This is a genomic window from Longitalea luteola, from assembly GCF_017356035.1.
Taxonomy (GTDB): Bacteria; Bacteroidota; Bacteroidia; order Chitinophagales; family Chitinophagaceae; genus Niastella; species Niastella luteola.
This window is the reverse complement of the sequence record NZ_JAFIQX010000011.1, coordinates 79,275-96,413: the sequence shown is the minus strand read 5'-3', so window position 1 is coordinate 96,413 and position 17,139 is coordinate 79,275. Positions and strand designations below refer to the sequence as shown.

The 17,139-nt window shown below is 45.7% G+C and carries 15 protein-coding genes; 8 read left to right on the top strand and 7 right to left on the bottom strand.

Annotated features, from left to right (window positions below; genetic code table 11):
- Positions 1–147: 147 nt before the first annotated feature.
- The 4 genes from JUB15_RS22550 to JUB15_RS22535 all read right to left on the bottom strand — a co-directional run bounded on the left by JUB15_RS22550 (position 148) and on the right by JUB15_RS22535 (position 5,544).
- Entirely contained in the window at positions 148–960 is an 813-nt protein-coding gene (locus JUB15_RS22550) for an ABC transporter ATP-binding protein (protein ID WP_207514914.1), read from the bottom strand.
- A 148-nt stretch (positions 961–1,108) separates the two neighbouring features.
- The gene (locus tag JUB15_RS22545; protein WP_207514913.1) at positions 1,109–1,849 is read right to left on the bottom strand and encodes an MlaE family ABC transporter permease; all 741 of its coding nucleotides are present in this window, start codon (positions 1,847–1,849) and stop codon (positions 1,109–1,111) included.
- Between the two features lie 283 nt (positions 1,850–2,132).
- A complete protein-coding gene (locus tag JUB15_RS22540) occupies positions 2,133–4,451 on the bottom strand; it encodes an NADP-dependent malic enzyme (RefSeq protein WP_207514912.1) in 2,319 nt (772 codons plus the stop codon).
- Between the two features lie 394 nt (positions 4,452–4,845).
- Positions 4,846–5,544, bottom strand: a complete 699-nt coding sequence (locus JUB15_RS22535; protein WP_207514911.1) for a M949_RS01915 family surface polysaccharide biosynthesis protein — start codon at positions 5,542–5,544, stop codon at positions 4,846–4,848.
- Positions 5,545–5,793: 249 nt separating this feature from the next.
- Here JUB15_RS22535 and JUB15_RS22530 point away from each other — a divergent pair, with 249 nt between their 5' ends.
- From JUB15_RS22530 to JUB15_RS22510, 5 genes are all read left to right on the top strand, one after another.
- The gene (locus tag JUB15_RS22530; RefSeq protein WP_207514910.1) at positions 5,794–6,627 is read left to right on the top strand and encodes an ABC transporter ATP-binding protein; all 834 of its coding nucleotides are present in this window, start codon (positions 5,794–5,796) and stop codon (positions 6,625–6,627) included.
- Between the two features lie 9 nt (positions 6,628–6,636).
- Entirely contained in the window at positions 6,637–7,461 is an 825-nt protein-coding gene (locus tag JUB15_RS22525; protein ID WP_207514909.1) for a hypothetical protein, read from the top strand.
- Between the two features lie 19 nt (positions 7,462–7,480).
- Complete coding sequence (locus tag JUB15_RS22520; RefSeq protein WP_207514908.1) at positions 7,481–7,852, top strand: GntR family transcriptional regulator; 372 nt, start codon at positions 7,481–7,483, stop codon at positions 7,850–7,852.
- A gap of 63 nt (positions 7,853–7,915) precedes the next feature.
- Entirely contained in the window at positions 7,916–8,623 is a 708-nt protein-coding gene (locus JUB15_RS22515; protein ID WP_207514907.1) for a hypothetical protein, read from the top strand.
- Positions 8,624–8,766: 143 nt separating this feature from the next.
- A complete protein-coding gene (locus JUB15_RS22510) occupies positions 8,767–8,961 on the top strand; it encodes a hypothetical protein (protein ID WP_207514906.1) in 195 nt (64 codons plus the stop codon).
- A 91-nt stretch (positions 8,962–9,052) separates the two neighbouring features.
- Here the strand turns inward: JUB15_RS22510 and JUB15_RS22505 are convergent, their stop codons facing one another.
- The 3 genes from JUB15_RS22505 to deoC all read right to left on the bottom strand — a co-directional run bounded on the left by JUB15_RS22505 (position 9,053) and on the right by deoC (position 11,680).
- Positions 9,053–10,240: a M20 metallopeptidase family protein gene (locus tag JUB15_RS22505; RefSeq protein WP_207514905.1), complete on the bottom strand. Its 1,188-nt coding sequence runs from the start codon at positions 10,238–10,240 to the stop codon at positions 9,053–9,055.
- Positions 10,241–10,370: 130 nt separating this feature from the next.
- Positions 10,371–10,802 (bottom strand): SPOR domain-containing protein, encoded by a 432-nt coding sequence (locus JUB15_RS22500; RefSeq protein WP_207514904.1) that lies wholly within the window; start codon positions 10,800–10,802, stop codon positions 10,371–10,373.
- Positions 10,803–11,005: 203 nt separating this feature from the next.
- Positions 11,006–11,680, bottom strand: a complete 675-nt coding sequence (gene deoC / locus JUB15_RS22495) for a deoxyribose-phosphate aldolase (RefSeq protein ID WP_207514903.1) — start codon at positions 11,678–11,680, stop codon at positions 11,006–11,008.
- Between the two features lie 99 nt (positions 11,681–11,779).
- Here deoC and JUB15_RS22490 point away from each other — a divergent pair, with 99 nt between their 5' ends.
- The 3 genes from JUB15_RS22490 (at position 11,780) to JUB15_RS22480 (ending at position 17,088) form a co-directional block, all read left to right on the top strand.
- On the top strand, positions 11,780–14,875 hold the full coding sequence (locus JUB15_RS22490; protein WP_207514902.1) for an amidohydrolase family protein: 3,096 nt from the start codon (positions 11,780–11,782) through the stop codon (positions 14,873–14,875).
- An 81-nt stretch (positions 14,876–14,956) separates the two neighbouring features.
- Positions 14,957–16,264, top strand: a complete 1,308-nt coding sequence (locus JUB15_RS22485) for an amidohydrolase family protein (protein ID WP_207514901.1) — start codon at positions 14,957–14,959, stop codon at positions 16,262–16,264.
- A 215-nt stretch (positions 16,265–16,479) separates the two neighbouring features.
- Complete coding sequence (locus JUB15_RS22480; protein WP_207514900.1) at positions 16,480–17,088, top strand: c-type cytochrome; 609 nt, start codon at positions 16,480–16,482, stop codon at positions 17,086–17,088.
- Positions 17,089–17,139 lie beyond the last annotated feature (51 nt).

Genomic DNA, 17,139 nt, shown 5'->3' with positions numbered 1-17,139 from the left:
TGGTGCTGTTACCTCTTACCAGATCCCAGACGAAAAATTCGGAGATCCCGTCTACATGAAGAAGGATGGAAATTCAAGTCCCGGTAACTGGCAACCGGTAACTGGTACCCCTGTAACCTGGAACCCGAAACATCCCCTATGGCGGTATTATTCTTTCGTTAATTTGTCCATATCCCGGTCGTTAGAAATCTTGCCCGTTTGTTCCAGCATCCGCATATCCTTGGCGTCTTTTAAGAATTCAGAGGCAAAAATGAATTCGTTCAGGCGTTCATTCTTGTTAAAAATGATCTCCTTATTACTGCCTTCCCATTCTTTTTTACCCTGGTACATGAAAATGATGTGGTCACCAATCTCCATCACCGAGTTCATATCATGGGTGTTCACCACCGTGGTAATGTTATATTCTGTAGTGATCTCTTTCACCAGCTTATCAATAACCAGCGAAGTCTGCGGGTCGAGGCCTGAGTTAGGCTCATCCACAAAAAGATACTTAGGATTTAATACAATGGCGCGGGCAATACCCACCCTTTTTTTCATCCCGCCGCTCAGTTCGGCCGGGTACTTTTTATTCACGTCCTTCAGATTAACCCGTTCCAGCACTTCATTCACCCTTTTTAATTTCTGACCATAAGTGTCCTGGGTGAACATGTTCAACGGGAACATAATGTTTTGTTCAACCGTTAAGCTGTCGAATAATGCGGAACCCTGGAACAGCATGCCGATCTGCTGGCGGATCTCTTTCTTTTCTTCTGCACCCAGCTTATTGAAATCTTTATCATCGTAGCAGATCTCGCCCTGGTCGGGGATCAGCAAGCCTACCATGCATTTCATAAAAACCGTTTTGCCGCTACCGCTGGCGCCGATAATGAGATTACATTTACCTGGCTGCATAGTAACAGTTACACCGTTCAATACGGTTTTCTCACCAAATCCTTTTCTTATATTTTTTACTTCGATCATGGCTTATGAATTCATGCTACGGATCCGTTTTCATGGGCGATTGCCGGGCCCGGGAGTAATAACAGCTATAACTTATTAAAGTTGTTTTAGTTCTACTTATTGACCGTTTTGCCGGTGTTTTCGCTGCCGGTTCATTGCCGGTTAGCCATTATTGCAACAATAATGCGGCCAGCACATAGTCGGCAAACAGGATGCTCACACAGCTTACCACCACTGATTTGGTGCTCGACCGGCCTATCTCCAGGGCGCCGCCCTGCACGTGATAACCGTAATAAGCTGGTATACTTGAAATTAAGAATGAAAAAGTATATGCTTTTACCAGGGCGAAAAATACGTTGTACTGTTGAAAATTCGACAGCAAACCTGTTTCATACTGGTTTGCCGAGAGGATGCCCGCCGAAGTAGCAGCTAATTGTCCGCCCACGATGCCCAACGCCGCCGAAATAACAACCAGCAGCGGGATCATGATAAGCGATGCCAGAATCTTGGGTAATACCAGGTAAGCTTTGGTGTTGATGCCCATGATTTCAAGGGCATCTATTTGTTCGCTTACCCGCATGTTACCCAGTTCACTGGCAATTTTGCTGCCTACCACACCGGCGAGTACGATGCATACCAGCGTAGGGGCAAATTCCAGAATAACCGTATCCCGCACAATTTGGGCAACGGTGCTCATGGGAATGACCGGGCTAACGAGCTGATAGGCTGTTTGCAGGGCAGAAACCGCACCCATAAAGAAGGAAATGATGACTACTATGCCTAAGGAGCCGATACCGATCTCGTTGCATTGGTGCATCAGCTCTTTCCAATACATTTTCCAGTTTTCCGGTTTCGAAAACATTCCTTTAATCATCAACAGGTAACGGCCAAACTCTTTAAATAAAGTCATGATTGATAAGCAATAGTGTAAAAGTACGGCTAAACCTTTAAAACGCAAAGTAGCGGTTACCGGTTACCAGTTACCTGTTACCTGTTGCTTGTTGCCGTTACCAGTCGCCGGTTTTTCCCGGACTAAATAAAGCGTTACAGGTTACAAGTTGCAGGTTGCACGGGAATCCGGAGTCAATGTACCCTGTACCCTGTAACTTGAAACCTGTACCCTGTAACTTGAAACCTGTAACCTCAAACCTGAAACTATATTTCCTGGTGACCGGCCAACCGGCAACTGGTAACTATTTCTTCTTCCACCAGGGCTTTTTCGCAGCTTCCTGGTTTACATTATTACATTTTAACTGAGCGTCAATAACGGCGATCAGCGCCATATTGTAAATGCTGCGCACCGAACTGCCCAATTGCAATACGTGCACCGGTTTTTTCAATCCTAACAAGATTGGACCAATTGCATCGGCGCCGCCAATTTCCTTCATCAGGTTATAGGCAATATTACCTGCAGCCAGGTTCGGGAAAATGAGCGTGTTCACTTCCTGACCCACCAGCTCGCTGAACGGATAGTTATCGCGCAGGATCTCCTGGTTAAAGGCGATATTCGGTTGCATTTCGCCATCGATTATGATCGTTGGGTCTTTTTGTTTAACGATGTCTTTTGCCTGGGCAACCAGCCGGGCTTCGGGTGAATCGCTGCTGCCGAAATTCGAATAACTCAGCATGGCAATGCGAGGCACCAGGTTGAAGCTGCGCACTTCTTTGGCAGCCAGTAATGTGATATCGGCCAGCTCTTCGGCGGTGGGATTGAAGTTCACGGTGGTATCGGCCAGGAACAGAGGCCCCTTTTTGGTCAGCAGCATGTACATCCCGGCGATCTTCTTCACGCCGTCTTCCATCCCAATTACCTGCAGGGCGGGGCGGATGGCTTCGGCATAGTTGCGGGTTAAACCAGAGATCAAAGCATCGGCATCTCCCATTTCTACCATCATACAACCAAAATGGTTCCGGTCTTTCATCATTTTACATGCCTCATACTTGTTCACGCCTTTACGCTGGCGTTTTTTGAAGAAGATCTCTCCGTATTGTGCGCGCTTCTCTTCATACTCATCATTGCGCGGGTCAATGATGGGCATATCGTCGATATCGATATTATTATCAGCAGCGATCTGCCTGATCGTTTTCTCATCACCTAACAAAATGGGATAAGCGATCCTTTCTTCCGAAGCGATCTGTGCTGTTTTTAATATTTTAATGTTGTCGGCTTCAGCAAATACCAGGCGTTTGGGATTACGGCGCGCTTTGGCTCCTAAAACGCGCATCAGTTGGTTGTCGAGGCCAAGGCGTTTATCCAGTTCAATGGAATAGGTTTCCCAATCGGTGATCTCGGTTTGCGCCACACCGCTTTCGATGGCTGCTTTGGCAACGGCCGGAGCAACGGTGCTCAATAACCGGGGATCGAGTGGTTTGGGAATGATATAAGCTGGTCCGAACGACAGGTTCTTTTCGTTGTAGGCAATGTTCACGATATCGGGCACGGGACTTTTAGCCAGTTCGGCCAGGGCTTTAACGGCAGCCAGCTTCATGGCTTCATTGATCTGCGTAGCGCGAACATCCAGGGCGCCGCGGAAAATGAAGGGGAAACCCAATACATTGTTCACCTGATTAGGATAGTCGCTGCGGCCTGTACCCATAATAATGTCTTTGCGGGCGGCCAGGGCATTTTCGTAAGTGATCTCAGGATCGGGATTGGCCATGGCCAGTACAATAGGGTTTTTGGCCATGCTTTTTACCATTTCCTGGGATAAAACATTTCCTTTACTGAGACCGATAAATACATCGGCGCCTTCGAGCGATTGCTCAAGCGTAACGTTCCTGCCTTTTGAAATGAATTCTTTTTTCAGTTCGTCAAGATCGGTACGACTTTCGTGGATCAGGCCTTTACTGTCGAATACAAGGATGTTTTCGCGTACAGCGCCGAGTGCCTCGTACAATTTAATACAGGCAATAGCGGCGGCGCCGGCGCCATTTACGACAAACTTTGCTTTCTCGATCTTTTTCTTTTGTAATTCCAGGGCGTTCAGCAGGGCGGCTGCGCTGATGATGGCAGTACCGTGCTGATCGTCGTGCATCACCGGAATTTTCATTTGCTTTTTCAGCTCCTGTTCTATGTAGAAGCATTCAGGCGCTTTGATATCTTCGAGGTTAATGCCACCGAAAGTAGGTTCCAGGGCTTTAACGATCTGAACGAATTTCTCGGGGTCTTTTTCATTGATCTCGATATCGAATACATCGATGTCGGCAAATATTTTGAACAGTACGCCTTTCCCCTCCATAACGGGTTTGCCGGCTTCCGGGCCAATGTCGCCCAAACCCAATACGGCAGTACCGTTACTGATCACAGCAACGAGGTTCCCTTTGGCGGTATATTTATAAACAGCTTCCGGATTGGTGTGAATTTCTTTACAGGGTTCTGCCACTCCAGGTGAGTAAGCAAGGGAAAGATCGCGTTGGGTTTTTGCTTCCTTTGTTGGGATCACTTCAATTTTGCCAGGACGGCCCTTGGCATGGTACTCTAATGCGGATTCCTTGCGCAGTTCTTTTTTCATCTGATATTTATATTTCTTTTGGCCAGATGGAACCTGCCTGCCGCCAGGCAGGCTGACCATAGCAGAATTTTCATTTCATTACAATTCAAAATGAAAATTGCACTATTGACGTTTCATCGGTTATTTTTTAATAATGCCACCAGGTACATCGGTACATTGGGGACTTGGTTTGTTTACCATGCTTCACATTTTCAATCAATTAGTTATGAAGAAAAATCGGATGCATGGACGGTTAATTCACAGAACCAGTTAAAACCTGATTAGAACATTTGGCGCGCAATTTACGGGAAAAGCGTTTACATGGTAAAGGGGAGAAGTGTATATGTTAGATAATTGTTATGTAAAAAGCTGGAACTGAGTTATTTTTTTCAATATCGGGATCTAGCTGCGCTGATCATTTCCGCTCATTAAACACAAGCTTTCTATTTTTCATAGCTGTCTGCCAGCCGGCGGGAAAAATAGCCACGTTATTTTTTGTCATTAGTTCCATCTTCTTCTGAACAGCCGATTGCAGCGATAAGGGTAAATTATAAAATGCCTGGTCTACCTGCGTTTCCCTTTCAAAGTCAAGCACCCCGTTCTGATGCCTGATAGCAACTTTCTGTCCTTTGTAATAGATCAGGATCTTAATGCGGCCATTGCTGGTGCCATCATAGCCTGAAGTGCCATAAATGAGGAAGGGGTCAATCAAACTGTCTTCGTTATAGTCCCTGAATTCCATGTATTTTGTCCAGAACCAGATAGAGTTCTCTTCCTGTTCCGATTTGATAATATTGTCATTCATCTCCCAGGCCTTACTCAGATTCCCATCTTTTTGTACCAGGTTTACCGCCTTTATTGTCTGATGCAGGGTGTCATTATCTTTTATTACATCTGAGCTTTCTGTTAGTATACAATAATGTGTGCCGGATTTGTCGACATAACGGTAGACCCTATAGACAGGCAAATTGATCTTCATTTCTTTTTTTATACTGTCAGTAAGCAGGGTGGCCAGTTCTTTTGGTGAAACGATATCACTGGTAATAGCGGAAGTTTGAGCAAAGGCGTTATTAATAAATATTATAAGAAAGCCAAAAACTAAATGTTGTTTCACTCGAATGTTTGTTTTATTAATGCTGCTACAAAATAAATATTCTATAGAATTAATCCAATATGTTTAGAAACTTAAATAAATAATCGGCTGAATGGCAGCACTTAGGTGTGTAAGACTTGATTAACGCTGTGTTCGGCTGACCCTGATCGCCTTCCGCTCATCACATTTATTTACCAAACGTATGGCTAAATCCAAAAAAAGCGCTTATGTTTGCGTGTACTATTAAACTAGTACACTAAAACGCTAATCATGATACAGATCCAAAACCTGCATTTTGGGTATCGTCGAAAAAAGATCTTTACCGGCCTCAACCTTACATTGGAAGCCGGCCATATTTACGGATTGCTTGGTAAGAATGGTACCGGCAAATCGACCCTGCTGAAAAATATGGCCGGCCTATTGTTCCCGCAACAGGGCTCTGTAAATGTGCTCGGTTTTACACCTGGCAAACGGCAGCCCGCTTTTCTGCAAGACATCTTTCTGGTTCCGGAAGAGTTTTTTTTACCCGATGTACCTATTGAGTACCTGGTGAAATACCATGCCCCTTTTTATCCCAAATTCAGTGCAGACCAGTTTAACCGGTATATCACGGAATTCGATATTCCCCGCTCAAATACCCTGCAAAAAATGAGTTATGGCCAGAAGAAGAAAGTGCTGATCAGTCTTGGACTGGCCTGCAATACATCGGTGTTGCTCATGGATGAGCCTACCAACGGGTTAGACATCATGAGCAAAAGCCAGTTTCGCAAAGTGATTGCCGGTTGCCTCGATGAAAGCAAATGTATTGTCATCAGCACCCACCAGGTAAAAGACCTGGAAAGCCTTATCGACCGCGTTACCATCATTGATGAAGGCCGCATCTTGTTCGATCAAACCGTCGACGCCATCACCCGTAAACTGTCGTTTCATATTTCTTTTGACAGCGACGAAATTAAACAGGCATTGTTCCGCGAACCTTCCTTACGCGGCAGCGCTGTCATTACCCGCAACATGCAGGGTGATGAAAGCAAACTTGATCTTGAATTACTGTACAAAGCCATTGTGCTGAATGGCAATGCTATTGAATCTGTCTTTAACGCTTAAACTAATGCTATGAATGATGTTTTTAATCTAAACCGTTGGTTGCTGTATATCGGCAAACACTGGAATGAAAATAAAAGAAAGTACGGATTGTCTTTGTCTGCTATCGGTGGCTTACTGGTATTGTGGTTTTCATTTCTGATGCTTACTAACAAAAGGCATCCGCTGAATGAAGAAATTCAGGCAATCACCTATTATGTTGGCCTGTACCTGACCGGTACCTTATATGCCAGCCTTATATTCAGTGAACTGGGCGAGGGACCAAAGGCAATTCACTATTTAATGATGCCGGCCTCTATACTCGAAAAATTATTGAGTGCCATCCTTTACGGTGTTGTACTGTTTTTCGTTTGTTATACCATCGTATTTTATGCGGTTGATTTTATTATGATAAAAGTGGCAAATGGTTTTATTAGCGGCGAGATGGAACGGCAGCATCTTCCTTTCAGGCCAATGGAACTTGTGAATGTATTTGTTGGACGCAATGGTAATCCGGTGATTTTTTACATGCTGCTAATGTACTTTGCGGCACAATCTGTATTTCTGCTTGGCTCCGTCTATTTTGTAAAATTTCATTTTATTAAAACGCTGGTGGCCGGTTTGATCGTGTTCCTGATACTGGTATTTTTCGTACATAAAGTATTGGATTCATTCATGCCAAATGGCGGTTTTTTTGAACCCTTTACAGTTTACCGCGCGTACGATCCGGTACATGGCGAGGTGATGGTTCAACTGCCCGAATGGCTCAGTTCAATAATGCTTTTTCTCATGAAATATTCGCTGGCGCCCTGTCTTTGGGTGGTGGCTTATTTCCGGTTGAAAGAAAAAGAAGTTTAACGCCTAAATCAAAAATGATATGCAATTCCGTGAATCGCAAGCTATATACTTACAAATTGCAGACTATGTGTGCGAAAAGATCCTGCTAAAAGAGTGGAAGGTGGAAGAGCGTATTCCATCCGTACGGGAACTGGCAGTGCAGCTGGAGGTAAATCCGAATACCGTTATGCGCACTTATGAGTTCCTTCAACAACAGGAGATCATTTACAACCAGCGGGGCATAGGCTTTTTCGTATCGACCACGGCTTTAAAGAATGCCCTGGCTTATCGTAAGAATGATTTTGTTGAAAAGGACCTGCCCCAGGTTTTCCGCACCATGTACCTGCTGGGCATGGATCCCGAAGAACTCAAACCGCGGTTTGAGAAATACAAGAAGCAGCACTTTGCATAAACAAACGCAGGCGCAAGCGCCTGATGCAAATCGCCAATTAAAAATGTAAAAAGTAGAGTAATCATGAAAACAAGCAATAAAATATTATTAGGTATTTTTCTTGCCATCATACTATTCACCACGCTGATACAGGTGATGGTATTTGCCAAATACAAGCGCGGCGAATATGTAAAATTCAACCGGGAAGCGTTCACAGAAATGACCGTTGTTGAGATACCCGATATCCGGTTTGTTTCTCTAAAAGGGTTGGGCAGTTGTGCAGTAATGCCTGGCGAAAAGTTTAAACTGGAGATGCAGAAAGAAAAAACTGCCCGCATAAGTTACCGGGTAGTGAATGACACATTGATCGTTATTGGTGATCCTGCATATATGAGTGATCAGTTGGAGCAAGGGACCCGTAATCGTACGCCGGTAAATATATACCTCCCAACTATTGTACCCATCAAAGGAGCGTATTGTGATATCAGGCTCGGCGGGAGTTTTGATTCAGCCAGCGCACCCTCTTACAATGTACAGCTGGGTAAATCAGCGTATCTATTTACCAATAGCCGGGGAACTAATAATGCTACTGTCTATATAAATGAGCTTACATGCAGTGGTGAGCAGGCAAGTATTGACCTCGATAATAATTTTACAGTGAACAATCTCCATATGCAATTGATGAGATCAAATTTTGATGATAGAGGTGCCACTGTTAAAAAAATAACCATAGAGGCGGATGAACGCTCAAATATCCGCTTATCAGGCAGGAATATTAAAGCCGTAAAGTAACCCGTTATGCAATCGTGTTGATAATTGCATTCCGGGATATGGCAACACGCAGGGAGAAGGGCTGAAGTTGATCGGGCAGACAGGTGGCGTTTCACCATTGTAATATCAGGCTATAACTATTAAAGCCTTAAAGCAAAACATATATGCAACTCCTATTACTGGCACTTTCTATTATCTTGCTGACCATCATTGCCGGCCACAAGCGCGTTGTACCAGAAGCCGGTAATACGAAGGTGCTTATAAAGAGGTACAAACAAACAGAAAAGAAAACAACGCTAACTTTACCGGGTGACCGGCTTTCTGTTTATTCTTCGCGGTTTGATTGGTTTATTAATTAGTAGAATGAAAAGAGTATAGCCATGAAAAATATACCGGCAGTATTGCATCGAACGCTGCCGGTATATTTTTTTGTTTAATTTAAACGCTTTCTTAAAACTCCGTTGCACCGCCCAGCCAGGCCATCATACCCATGCCGGTTTCAATGGCATTCTCATCAATGTTAAAGGTAGGGGTATGCACGCCGGAAGTAATACCTTTGGCTACATTCATTACACCCAGCCGGTAAAAACATCCGGGAATATGGCGGGTATAATATCCAAAATCTTCAGCACCCATACGCACTTCTGTAGTTTCCACATTTTCTTTGCCCATAAATTGTTCTGCGAGGGAGCGGGCAATACTGTTCAGCTTTTCATTGTTGTAAACAGCGGGGTAACCTACATCGATGTGCAGATCGATCTCTGCGCCCATGCTGTGCACCAGTTCAGTTGCCTGTTTACGGATAAGATCATGCGCTTTGAAACGCCATTCTTCATCCAGTGCGCGGAAAGTACCCATCAGCTTCACTTCGCTGGGGATCACGTTGGTGGTATGTCCGCCCTGAATGGAGCAGATGGATAGTACCGAAGGAGACAGCGGGTTTCTGTTGCGGCTGATGATCTGTTGCAAGCTAACGATGAGATGAGAAGCAATTAAAATAGTGTCAGCGGTCAAATGCGGAGCAGCCGCATGTCCGCCTTTGCCTTTAATGGTAATATAAATTTCATCGGCGCTGGCCATTACCTGTCCGCCCCGAAAACTCAGTTTACCGATCTCCAGTTGTGGGTGAACATGCAGGCCGTATATTGCTTGTGGTGCAGGATTTTCGAGTACGCCTTCTTTTATGAGAATGCTGGCGCCGCCTGGGTTTCTTTCTTCGCCGGGTTGAAAGATCAGCTTTACGGTTCCTTCCCACTCGTCTTTAAGCTCCTGTAATATTTTGGCTGCACCCAAGAGGCAGGTGGTATGCACGTCGTGGCCACAGGCATGCATTACGCCTTCGTTCTTTGATTTATAGGGAACTTCGTTTTGTTCGGTAATGGGAAGCGCATCCATATCGGCCCGCAGGGCGATCACTTTCTTGCCGGGATTTTTCCCTTTTATGAGACCCACCACCCCGGTTTGTGCCATAACTGTATAGGGGATGCCAAATTCAGACAGTTTATTTTGAACGAAGCGCGATGTTTCAAATTCCTGATAACTCAGTTCAGGGTGTGCATGTAAATGATGGCGAATATCTATAAACTCAGTGGAATATGTTTTTGCCAGGCTTTGGATCTTCTTTTGTAAACTGCTCATAGCCACAAAGATAGTTGGAAAGGACTAAGTTTGAAAACATCTCTTTCAGCTTCGTTCTCTGGGAAAAACGGGGTTTCTGCTATTGTGAACGATGGCGGTTATTACTATCGTTTGTGAAGGTTCGTCTATGTTACAACGTCCCCGATTTGTCAGGGTTCACCTCAATAATATCTCGGATGATATATACGCCACTGGGAAAAAAGCGCTGAATGGCCGACATGTAGGGCTCTGCTTCGTTGCGGGTTTTGAAATCGCCTACTTTCACTTTCATATAAGGCGACTTCCATTCAAGATATGCTCTTAACTCAGGAAACTCCTGGTATATTTTGGCTTTTGCATTATTGGCTTTATTGCGGTCATTCGTATTCAGTACCAGTATTCTAAAGCCCTGCACCCGGCTGCGCGCATCGCGGGTAGTAAATTCATTGATCTCGATCTGCTTTTTCACCAACATATCGATCCGCGGATCTTTATGCACAACAACTGAATTGCTGTCTGTTTCGGTTTGGGCAAACAAGGTATGGGACAGGATTAACAAAACACAGCTGATAATGTATTTCATGCTAATATTATATTTATAAAAGCTGCATAAAATTGAGCTGGTACTTATTGATATCAATGGTTTTATGCAGCCCCTACCAATTATTATACAAAATCTTCGCCAAAGATAGTTCAAGAGGTTTCAGGTTGCAAGTTTCAGGTTCCAGGGATTTCAACTATTGTTGTTTTCCCTGCAACTTCCAACATGTAACCTGTAACAGCCTTCTAATACCCGGGGGTACCATTTGTTCCAGCGCTTGTTACTATAGCAACCCCGGAACTGGTTCCGAGCCGGTTTGCACCGGTTTTTATGTATTGAACTGCCTGCTCATAGCTGCGAATACCGCCCGAGGCTTTGATCTGTATAGTAGACGGCAGGTGGGCCCGCATCAGTTGCACCGCTTCAATGGTGGCTCCTTTTTCGGCATAACCGGTAGAGGTCTTTAAAAAATCCACCCCCGTTTTTGCATATATGTCGCAACATTTAATGATCTCCTCATCAGTGAGAATGCCGCTTTCAATGATCACTTTTACCAGCCGGTCGTGGGCGTGCGCTACTTCAACGATCGATTCCATTTCAAGCTCCAGGTACTGCCAGGCCTTGTTTTTCAGGGCAACCAGGTTGATCACTACATCCAGTTCATCGGCGCCGTCCTGGATAGCCTGTTGCGCCTCAGCCTGCTTGGCGCGCGCTACTGAGTAGCCAAAGGGAAAACCAATGACTGTTGCCGTTTTAACCGTACTGTTGGCCAATATCGCCTTTGCGTTCTTTACGAGCGGCGGAGGAATACATACTGCGCAGAAATTGTACTGAAGCGCTTCTTCACATAGTTTTTTTAGATCATGTATCGTGGTTGCGGGTTTTAGCAGGGTGTGATCGATATATTGCGCAATGTTCATGGAGCGTATTAACCGGTTAAGAAGTTTTTAACCCGACTAAATTAGTTCATTTAATTAAATTCGGCCTTTGTACCTGAATTATAACAAAACCAAAAGCACATGAGAAAGTACTGTTTCTTTCCCCCGGGAAAGCGTTATTTCCTGTTGGGCCTGATGTACATAACATACCTGGCTGCCAAAGCACAGGTCACCTTTCCTGTTAATGGCATCGCCAATCCCCAGGCAAAATGTTTTGCGTTCACCAATGCCACCATTGTAAAGGATGTGCAAACCACGCTCAACAATGCTACGCTCGTCATTCGTGAGGGTAAAATTGTGTCGGTTGGTGCGTCGGCAGCTATACCTAAAGATGCCGTGGTGATCGATTGCAGCGGAAAATTCATTTACCCGTCATTCATCGATATTTATGGCGATTATGGCGTTCCGGTTCCGCAAAGGCAGGGACCTCCTTTCGATTTCCGCGCGCCGGCACAGCTAACTTCCAACACCAAAGGCGTTTTTGGCTGGAACCAGGCTATTAAAAGTGAAATAGATGCCGCCAAATTGTTCAATACCGATGATGCAAAAGCAAAACCCCTGCGCGATCTTGGTTTTGGCGCCGTTCTTACCCACCAGAAAGATGGTATTGCCCGTGGCACGGGTGCACTGGTTAGCCTCGCCACCGAGAAAGAGAACCTGGTAATGCTGAAAGAAAGGGCATCTGCACATTATTCCCTTTCTAAAGGCACTTCAACCCAGAGCTATCCTTCTTCCATGATGGGAGCTATTGCTTTATTACGCCAAACTTACCTCGATGCACAGTGGTATAAAAGCAATCCTGCTGCAGAAGGCGTTAACCTGTCGCTGAAAGCCTGGAACGATAATCAGTCGTTGCCACAGATCTTCGATGCGGGTGACAAATGGAATGACCTGCGGGCCGATCGTATCGGTGATGAATTCGGCGTTCAGTATATCATTAAAGGCGGCGGTAACGAATACCAACGGATCCAGGATATTGCAGCGACAAAAGCGACGTATATTTTATCATTGAACTTTCCGCAGGCTATGGATGTGGAAGATCCCAACGACGCCCGGTTCGTTTCCCTCAGTGATATGAAGCACTGGGAGCTGGCGCCTGCCAATCCGGCTGCTTTCGAAAAAGCCAATATCCCTTTCTGTTTAACCGCTTCAGAACTAAAAGATCCAAAACAGTTCCTGGCCAACCTGCGCAAAGCCATTGAATATGGTTTAAGCGAAACGAAAGCGCTCGAAGCGCTTACCAAAACGCCTGCCATCGCCCTCGGGGTTTATGATAAAGTGGGCAGCCTCGATGCGGGGAAAGTAGCCAACTTTATCATCACTACAGGTGAAGTATTTAAAGAAAAGACCGTGATCCTGCAAAACTGGATACAGGGCGATAAATACAATATCAAAGAGGAGAACTGGTCGCCCATCGCCGGAACCTATGCCATTCAGGTGAAATCGCCCGCTGGCGCCAGCAACTATACACTCGACGTAAAAAGCACCTCCGATGCCAGTATCATTGCGAAAGATACGATCAAGGCGAAGTTCAGTTACGACGGCAAACTGGTGACCATCAGCTTTCCAACGGAGAAAAAACCGCGTGCCGCTTCCATTCGGTTAGGTGGCAGCGTAACGGGTGATGTATGGAATGGCAATGGCATGGATGCCGATGGAAATCCTCTTTTATGGACGGCCAGTCTTTCCAAAGCAGGTGCACCTGCCCCTGATACCAGTAAGAAAAAAATGCAGAGCCCGTTGGGAAAAATTGTGTACCCGTTTAATGGGTATGGCTGGGACTCGCTGCCAAAACCCGAAACCATTTTGATAAAGAATGGTACTGTTTGGACCAATGAAAAAGAGGGCAACCTCGAAAATACCGACGTTTTGATCAGGAATGGCAAGATCGCGCAGATCGGTAAAAACCTGTCTGATGCCAATGCCAAAGTCATTGACGCTACCGGCAGGTATGTTACACCCGGTATTATTGATGAGCACTCCCATATTGCCGCTGCTTCCATCAACGAAGGAGCGCAGTCTGTAACTTCCGAAGTACGCATAGCAGATAACCTGAATCCTGAAGACATTAATATCTACCGCCAGTTGAGTGGCGGCGTTACTTCTTCCCACATTCTGCACGGTTCGGCCAATACCATTGGCGGACAAACCCAGCTGATCAAATTGCGCTGGGGAGCGAATGACGAAGACCTCAAGTTCAAAGGCGCCGATCCATTCATAAAATTTGCCCTGGGTGAGAATGTAAAACGCACGACCTCCCAAAGCAACAATCGCTTTCCCGATACGCGGATGGGCGTTGAGGAAGTGTTGATGGATGCTTTTACCCGGGCCTGCGAATATGAAAAGGGCTGTAAGGAAGCCCCAACCGCTGCAGCACCCGCTTCAAAAAAGAAAACAGCGGTTAACGCTGCAGCCGCACCGGTACGCCGCGACCTGGAGCTGGAAGCCCTGGTTGAGATCATGAATAAAAAGCGCTTCATCACCTGCCACTCCTATGTACAAAGTGAGATCACCGCTACCATGCGTGTAGCTGAGAAATTTAATTTCCGCGTAAACACATTCACGCATATTCTGGAAGGTTATAAGGTTGCCGATAAAATGAAGGCGCATGGCGCCAACGCTTCTACTTTCAGCGACTGGTGGGCTTATAAGACCGAAGTACAGGATGCTATTCCTTACAATGCTGCCCTTATGCAACGGGTTGGACTGAATGTATGCATTAACTCAGACGATGCTGAAATGGCGCGCCGCCTGAACCAGGAAGCTGCCAAGTGTGTGAAATATGGTGGCATGCCGGAAGACGAAGCATTCAAAACGGTAACCTTGAATCCGGCCAAAGCCCTGCATGTGGATGATAAAGTAGGCAGCCTGAAGCCAGGTAAAGATGCCGATGTGGTGGTATGGAGTGATCATCCGCTAAGCATTTATGCGAAGGCTGAGAAAACGATCGTGGATGGCATTGTTTATTTCGACCGGGCGCGTGACCTGGAATTGCGTAAAAAGATCGCGGCAGAAAGGAACCGGCTGGTGCAAAAAATGTTAGGGGAGAAGAAGAGCGGCAGCCCTGTAGCGCCTGCAACACCGAGCTGGCAGGTAGTGCTGAGCTGTGGCGATCACGACCACCATGATGGTTTGATCACCGTTGATGTAAATGAAAATGATGCTAATGCATACTAACCGTCAATCGGCAATGGGCTCGTTCTTTTTTATAATGAACGATTGCCCGGTGCCGCATTAAAATTTAAAAAAGAGTTTACAATGAAGAAGCTAATCATATACATACACTTTCTCGCGGCTGCTGTTGCTTTGCAGGCGCAGGAAGATGTATATCCGGCAAAACCGTATGCCGGTAAATTATACATTACTAACGGTACGATACACGTAGGAAATGGCCAGGTCATTGAAAATGGCACCATCGAGGTGAATAATGGAAAGATCGTTCAGGTAGGCGCCAATATCACTGTTGCAGCCGATGCCAAAGTGGTTGATGTGAAGGGTAAACAGGTATATCCCGGTTTAATATTGCCGGTTACGGATCTTGGGTTAAAGGAGATAGCCAATGGCGTAAGAGGGTCGAACGATTTTTCTGAACTGGGTGAATACAATAACAGTATCCGCTCTATTGTAGCATACAATACCGATTCAAAGATCATCAACACGCTGAAGGCAAATGGAATTTTACTGGCGGGTGTTACGCCCCAGGGTGGCACCATCAGCGGTTCATCTTCCGTAGTACAACTGGATGCATGGAACTGGGAAGATGCAGCCTACAAAACAGACAATGCCATTCACCTGAACATGCCCACATTTATCAGCCGGCCCAGCCGCTTTGCTGTTTTTGCAGGTATTCCGCAGCCGCCGACTGATCCGGCTAAGGAGGCGCTGAAAAAAGTAGATGAGATCAAAACCATATTCCGTCAGGCCAAAGTTTACCTGCAGGAAACCACGCACAAGGAAACCAACCTGAAGCTTGAGGCGCTGAAAGGCCTTTTCAATAAAACCCAGAAATTGTTTGTGCATGCTAACCAGGTTAAGCAAATGCTCATCGCGATAGATTTTGTAAAGGAGTTCGGGTTTGACGTGGTGATCGTTGGCGGCAGTGAAAGCTTCCAGATCGCCGACCTGCTGAAGCAATACAATATTGCCGTGATCCTGGAAGACGAGCATGCGCTGCCCACTTCAGAAGATGATGATATAGACCAACCATTTAAAACGCCTGCCCAATTGCAAAAGGCAGGGGTATTGTTTGCGCTGAATGACGAACATGCTGAAAGCCGTTATCGTAACCTGCCTTTTAATGCGGGCACAGCAGCGTCTTATGGATTGACCAAAGAACAGGCATTACAGGCCATTACCCTGAACGCAGCCAGGATCCTGGGCATTGATGATAAAACAGGGTCGCTGGAAGCGGGTAAAGATGCCAACATTATAATAAGTGAAGGCGATATCCTGGACATGCGTACCAGCATCATTGTACATGCTTTTATCCAGGGCCGCCAGGTAAGCCTTGAGAACAAACAAAAGCAATTGTACGACCGCTATAAATACAAGTATGAGTTGAAATAAGAATTACGATGTACTAATCGCACTAAGGTGTGCCACGTTCCTGAGCGCAATCAAAGGAAATCGTGGCACACCTTTGTTGTTTAACGCCGGGTTGATATAGATCAAAAAGTATCATTCACAACATGATATATATTAGTAAATCTTCCTTGTGGGGTCGTATTGCAGTAAATTAAGTGCTTCACCAATGCTGTACTTGTAACCAAAATGACTCGCATATGAAAAAAATTCTTGAAATAGCCGGCACTCTTATATGCACGACCGTAATATTCGTTTTCTGTAACCAACCCAACGCTGCCGAGCCTGGCCATAAAGACGCATCAACAAACAAAGAAGCCATGTCGCCCGATAGTATGGTAAAGCGGGGCCAATACCTGGTGACTATTATGGGCTGTAACGATTGTCATACCCCTAAAAAAATGGGGCCGCAGGGACCTGAATTTGATACCGACAGAATGTTGTCGGGCCATCCGGCTGATATGCCTGTAGCGAAATATGATGCCGGTACTGCCAGGAACTGGATTTTATTCAACCAGATGCTCACCAATTATGTAGGGCCCTGGGGCATTTCTTACTCTGCGAATCTTACGCCGGATTCAACCGGTATCGGTAGCTGGACCGAACAGCAATTCTTCAAAGCGATCCGGGAAGGGAAATATAAAGGGCTCGATAACAGCCGCCCACTGTTGCCGCCGATGCCCTGGCAGGAATTCAGACATGCAAGTGATGAAGACCTGAAAGCTATTTTTGCATACCTGAAATCGATCAAGCCGATCAAGAATGTAGTGCCTCCTGCCAAACTCAATAATATGCAGCAGCAACAATAAAGGCGCAACGAGGCACAAAGGCATAAAGGCACAAAGGCTACAGTTAATGCG

What these genes read in the sequence shown, in the direction of transcription:
- JUB15_RS22550 (WP_207514914.1), bottom strand. Translation starts at nt 960, where the DNA reads ATGATCGAAGTAAAAAATATAAGAAAAGGATTTGGTGAGAAAACCGTA.
- JUB15_RS22545 (WP_207514913.1), bottom strand. Translation starts at nt 1,849, where the DNA reads ATGACTTTATTTAAAGAGTTTGGCCGTTACCTGTTGATGATTAAAGGA.
- JUB15_RS22540 (WP_207514912.1), bottom strand. Translation starts at nt 4,451, where the DNA reads ATGAAAAAAGAACTGCGCAAGGAATCCGCATTAGAGTACCATGCCAAG.
- JUB15_RS22530 (WP_207514910.1), top strand. Translation starts at nt 5,794, where the DNA reads ATGATACAGATCCAAAACCTGCATTTTGGGTATCGTCGAAAAAAGATC.
- JUB15_RS22525 (WP_207514909.1), top strand. Translation starts at nt 6,637, where the DNA reads ATGAATGATGTTTTTAATCTAAACCGTTGGTTGCTGTATATCGGCAAA.
- JUB15_RS22520 (WP_207514908.1), top strand. Translation starts at nt 7,481, where the DNA reads ATGCAATTCCGTGAATCGCAAGCTATATACTTACAAATTGCAGACTAT.
- JUB15_RS22515 (WP_207514907.1), top strand. Translation starts at nt 7,916, where the DNA reads ATGAAAACAAGCAATAAAATATTATTAGGTATTTTTCTTGCCATCATA.
- JUB15_RS22510 (WP_207514906.1), top strand. Translation starts at nt 8,767, where the DNA reads ATGCAACTCCTATTACTGGCACTTTCTATTATCTTGCTGACCATCATT.
- JUB15_RS22505 (WP_207514905.1), bottom strand. Translation starts at nt 10,240, where the DNA reads ATGAGCAGTTTACAAAAGAAGATCCAAAGCCTGGCAAAAACATATTCC.
- JUB15_RS22500 (WP_207514904.1), bottom strand. Translation starts at nt 10,802, where the DNA reads ATGAAATACATTATCAGCTGTGTTTTGTTAATCCTGTCCCATACCTTG.
- deoC (WP_207514903.1), bottom strand. Translation starts at nt 11,680, where the DNA reads ATGAACATTGCGCAATATATCGATCACACCCTGCTAAAACCCGCAACC.
- JUB15_RS22490 (WP_207514902.1), top strand. Translation starts at nt 11,780, where the DNA reads ATGAGAAAGTACTGTTTCTTTCCCCCGGGAAAGCGTTATTTCCTGTTG.
- JUB15_RS22485 (WP_207514901.1), top strand. Translation starts at nt 14,957, where the DNA reads ATGAAGAAGCTAATCATATACATACACTTTCTCGCGGCTGCTGTTGCT.
- JUB15_RS22480 (WP_207514900.1), top strand. Translation starts at nt 16,480, where the DNA reads ATGAAAAAAATTCTTGAAATAGCCGGCACTCTTATATGCACGACCGTA.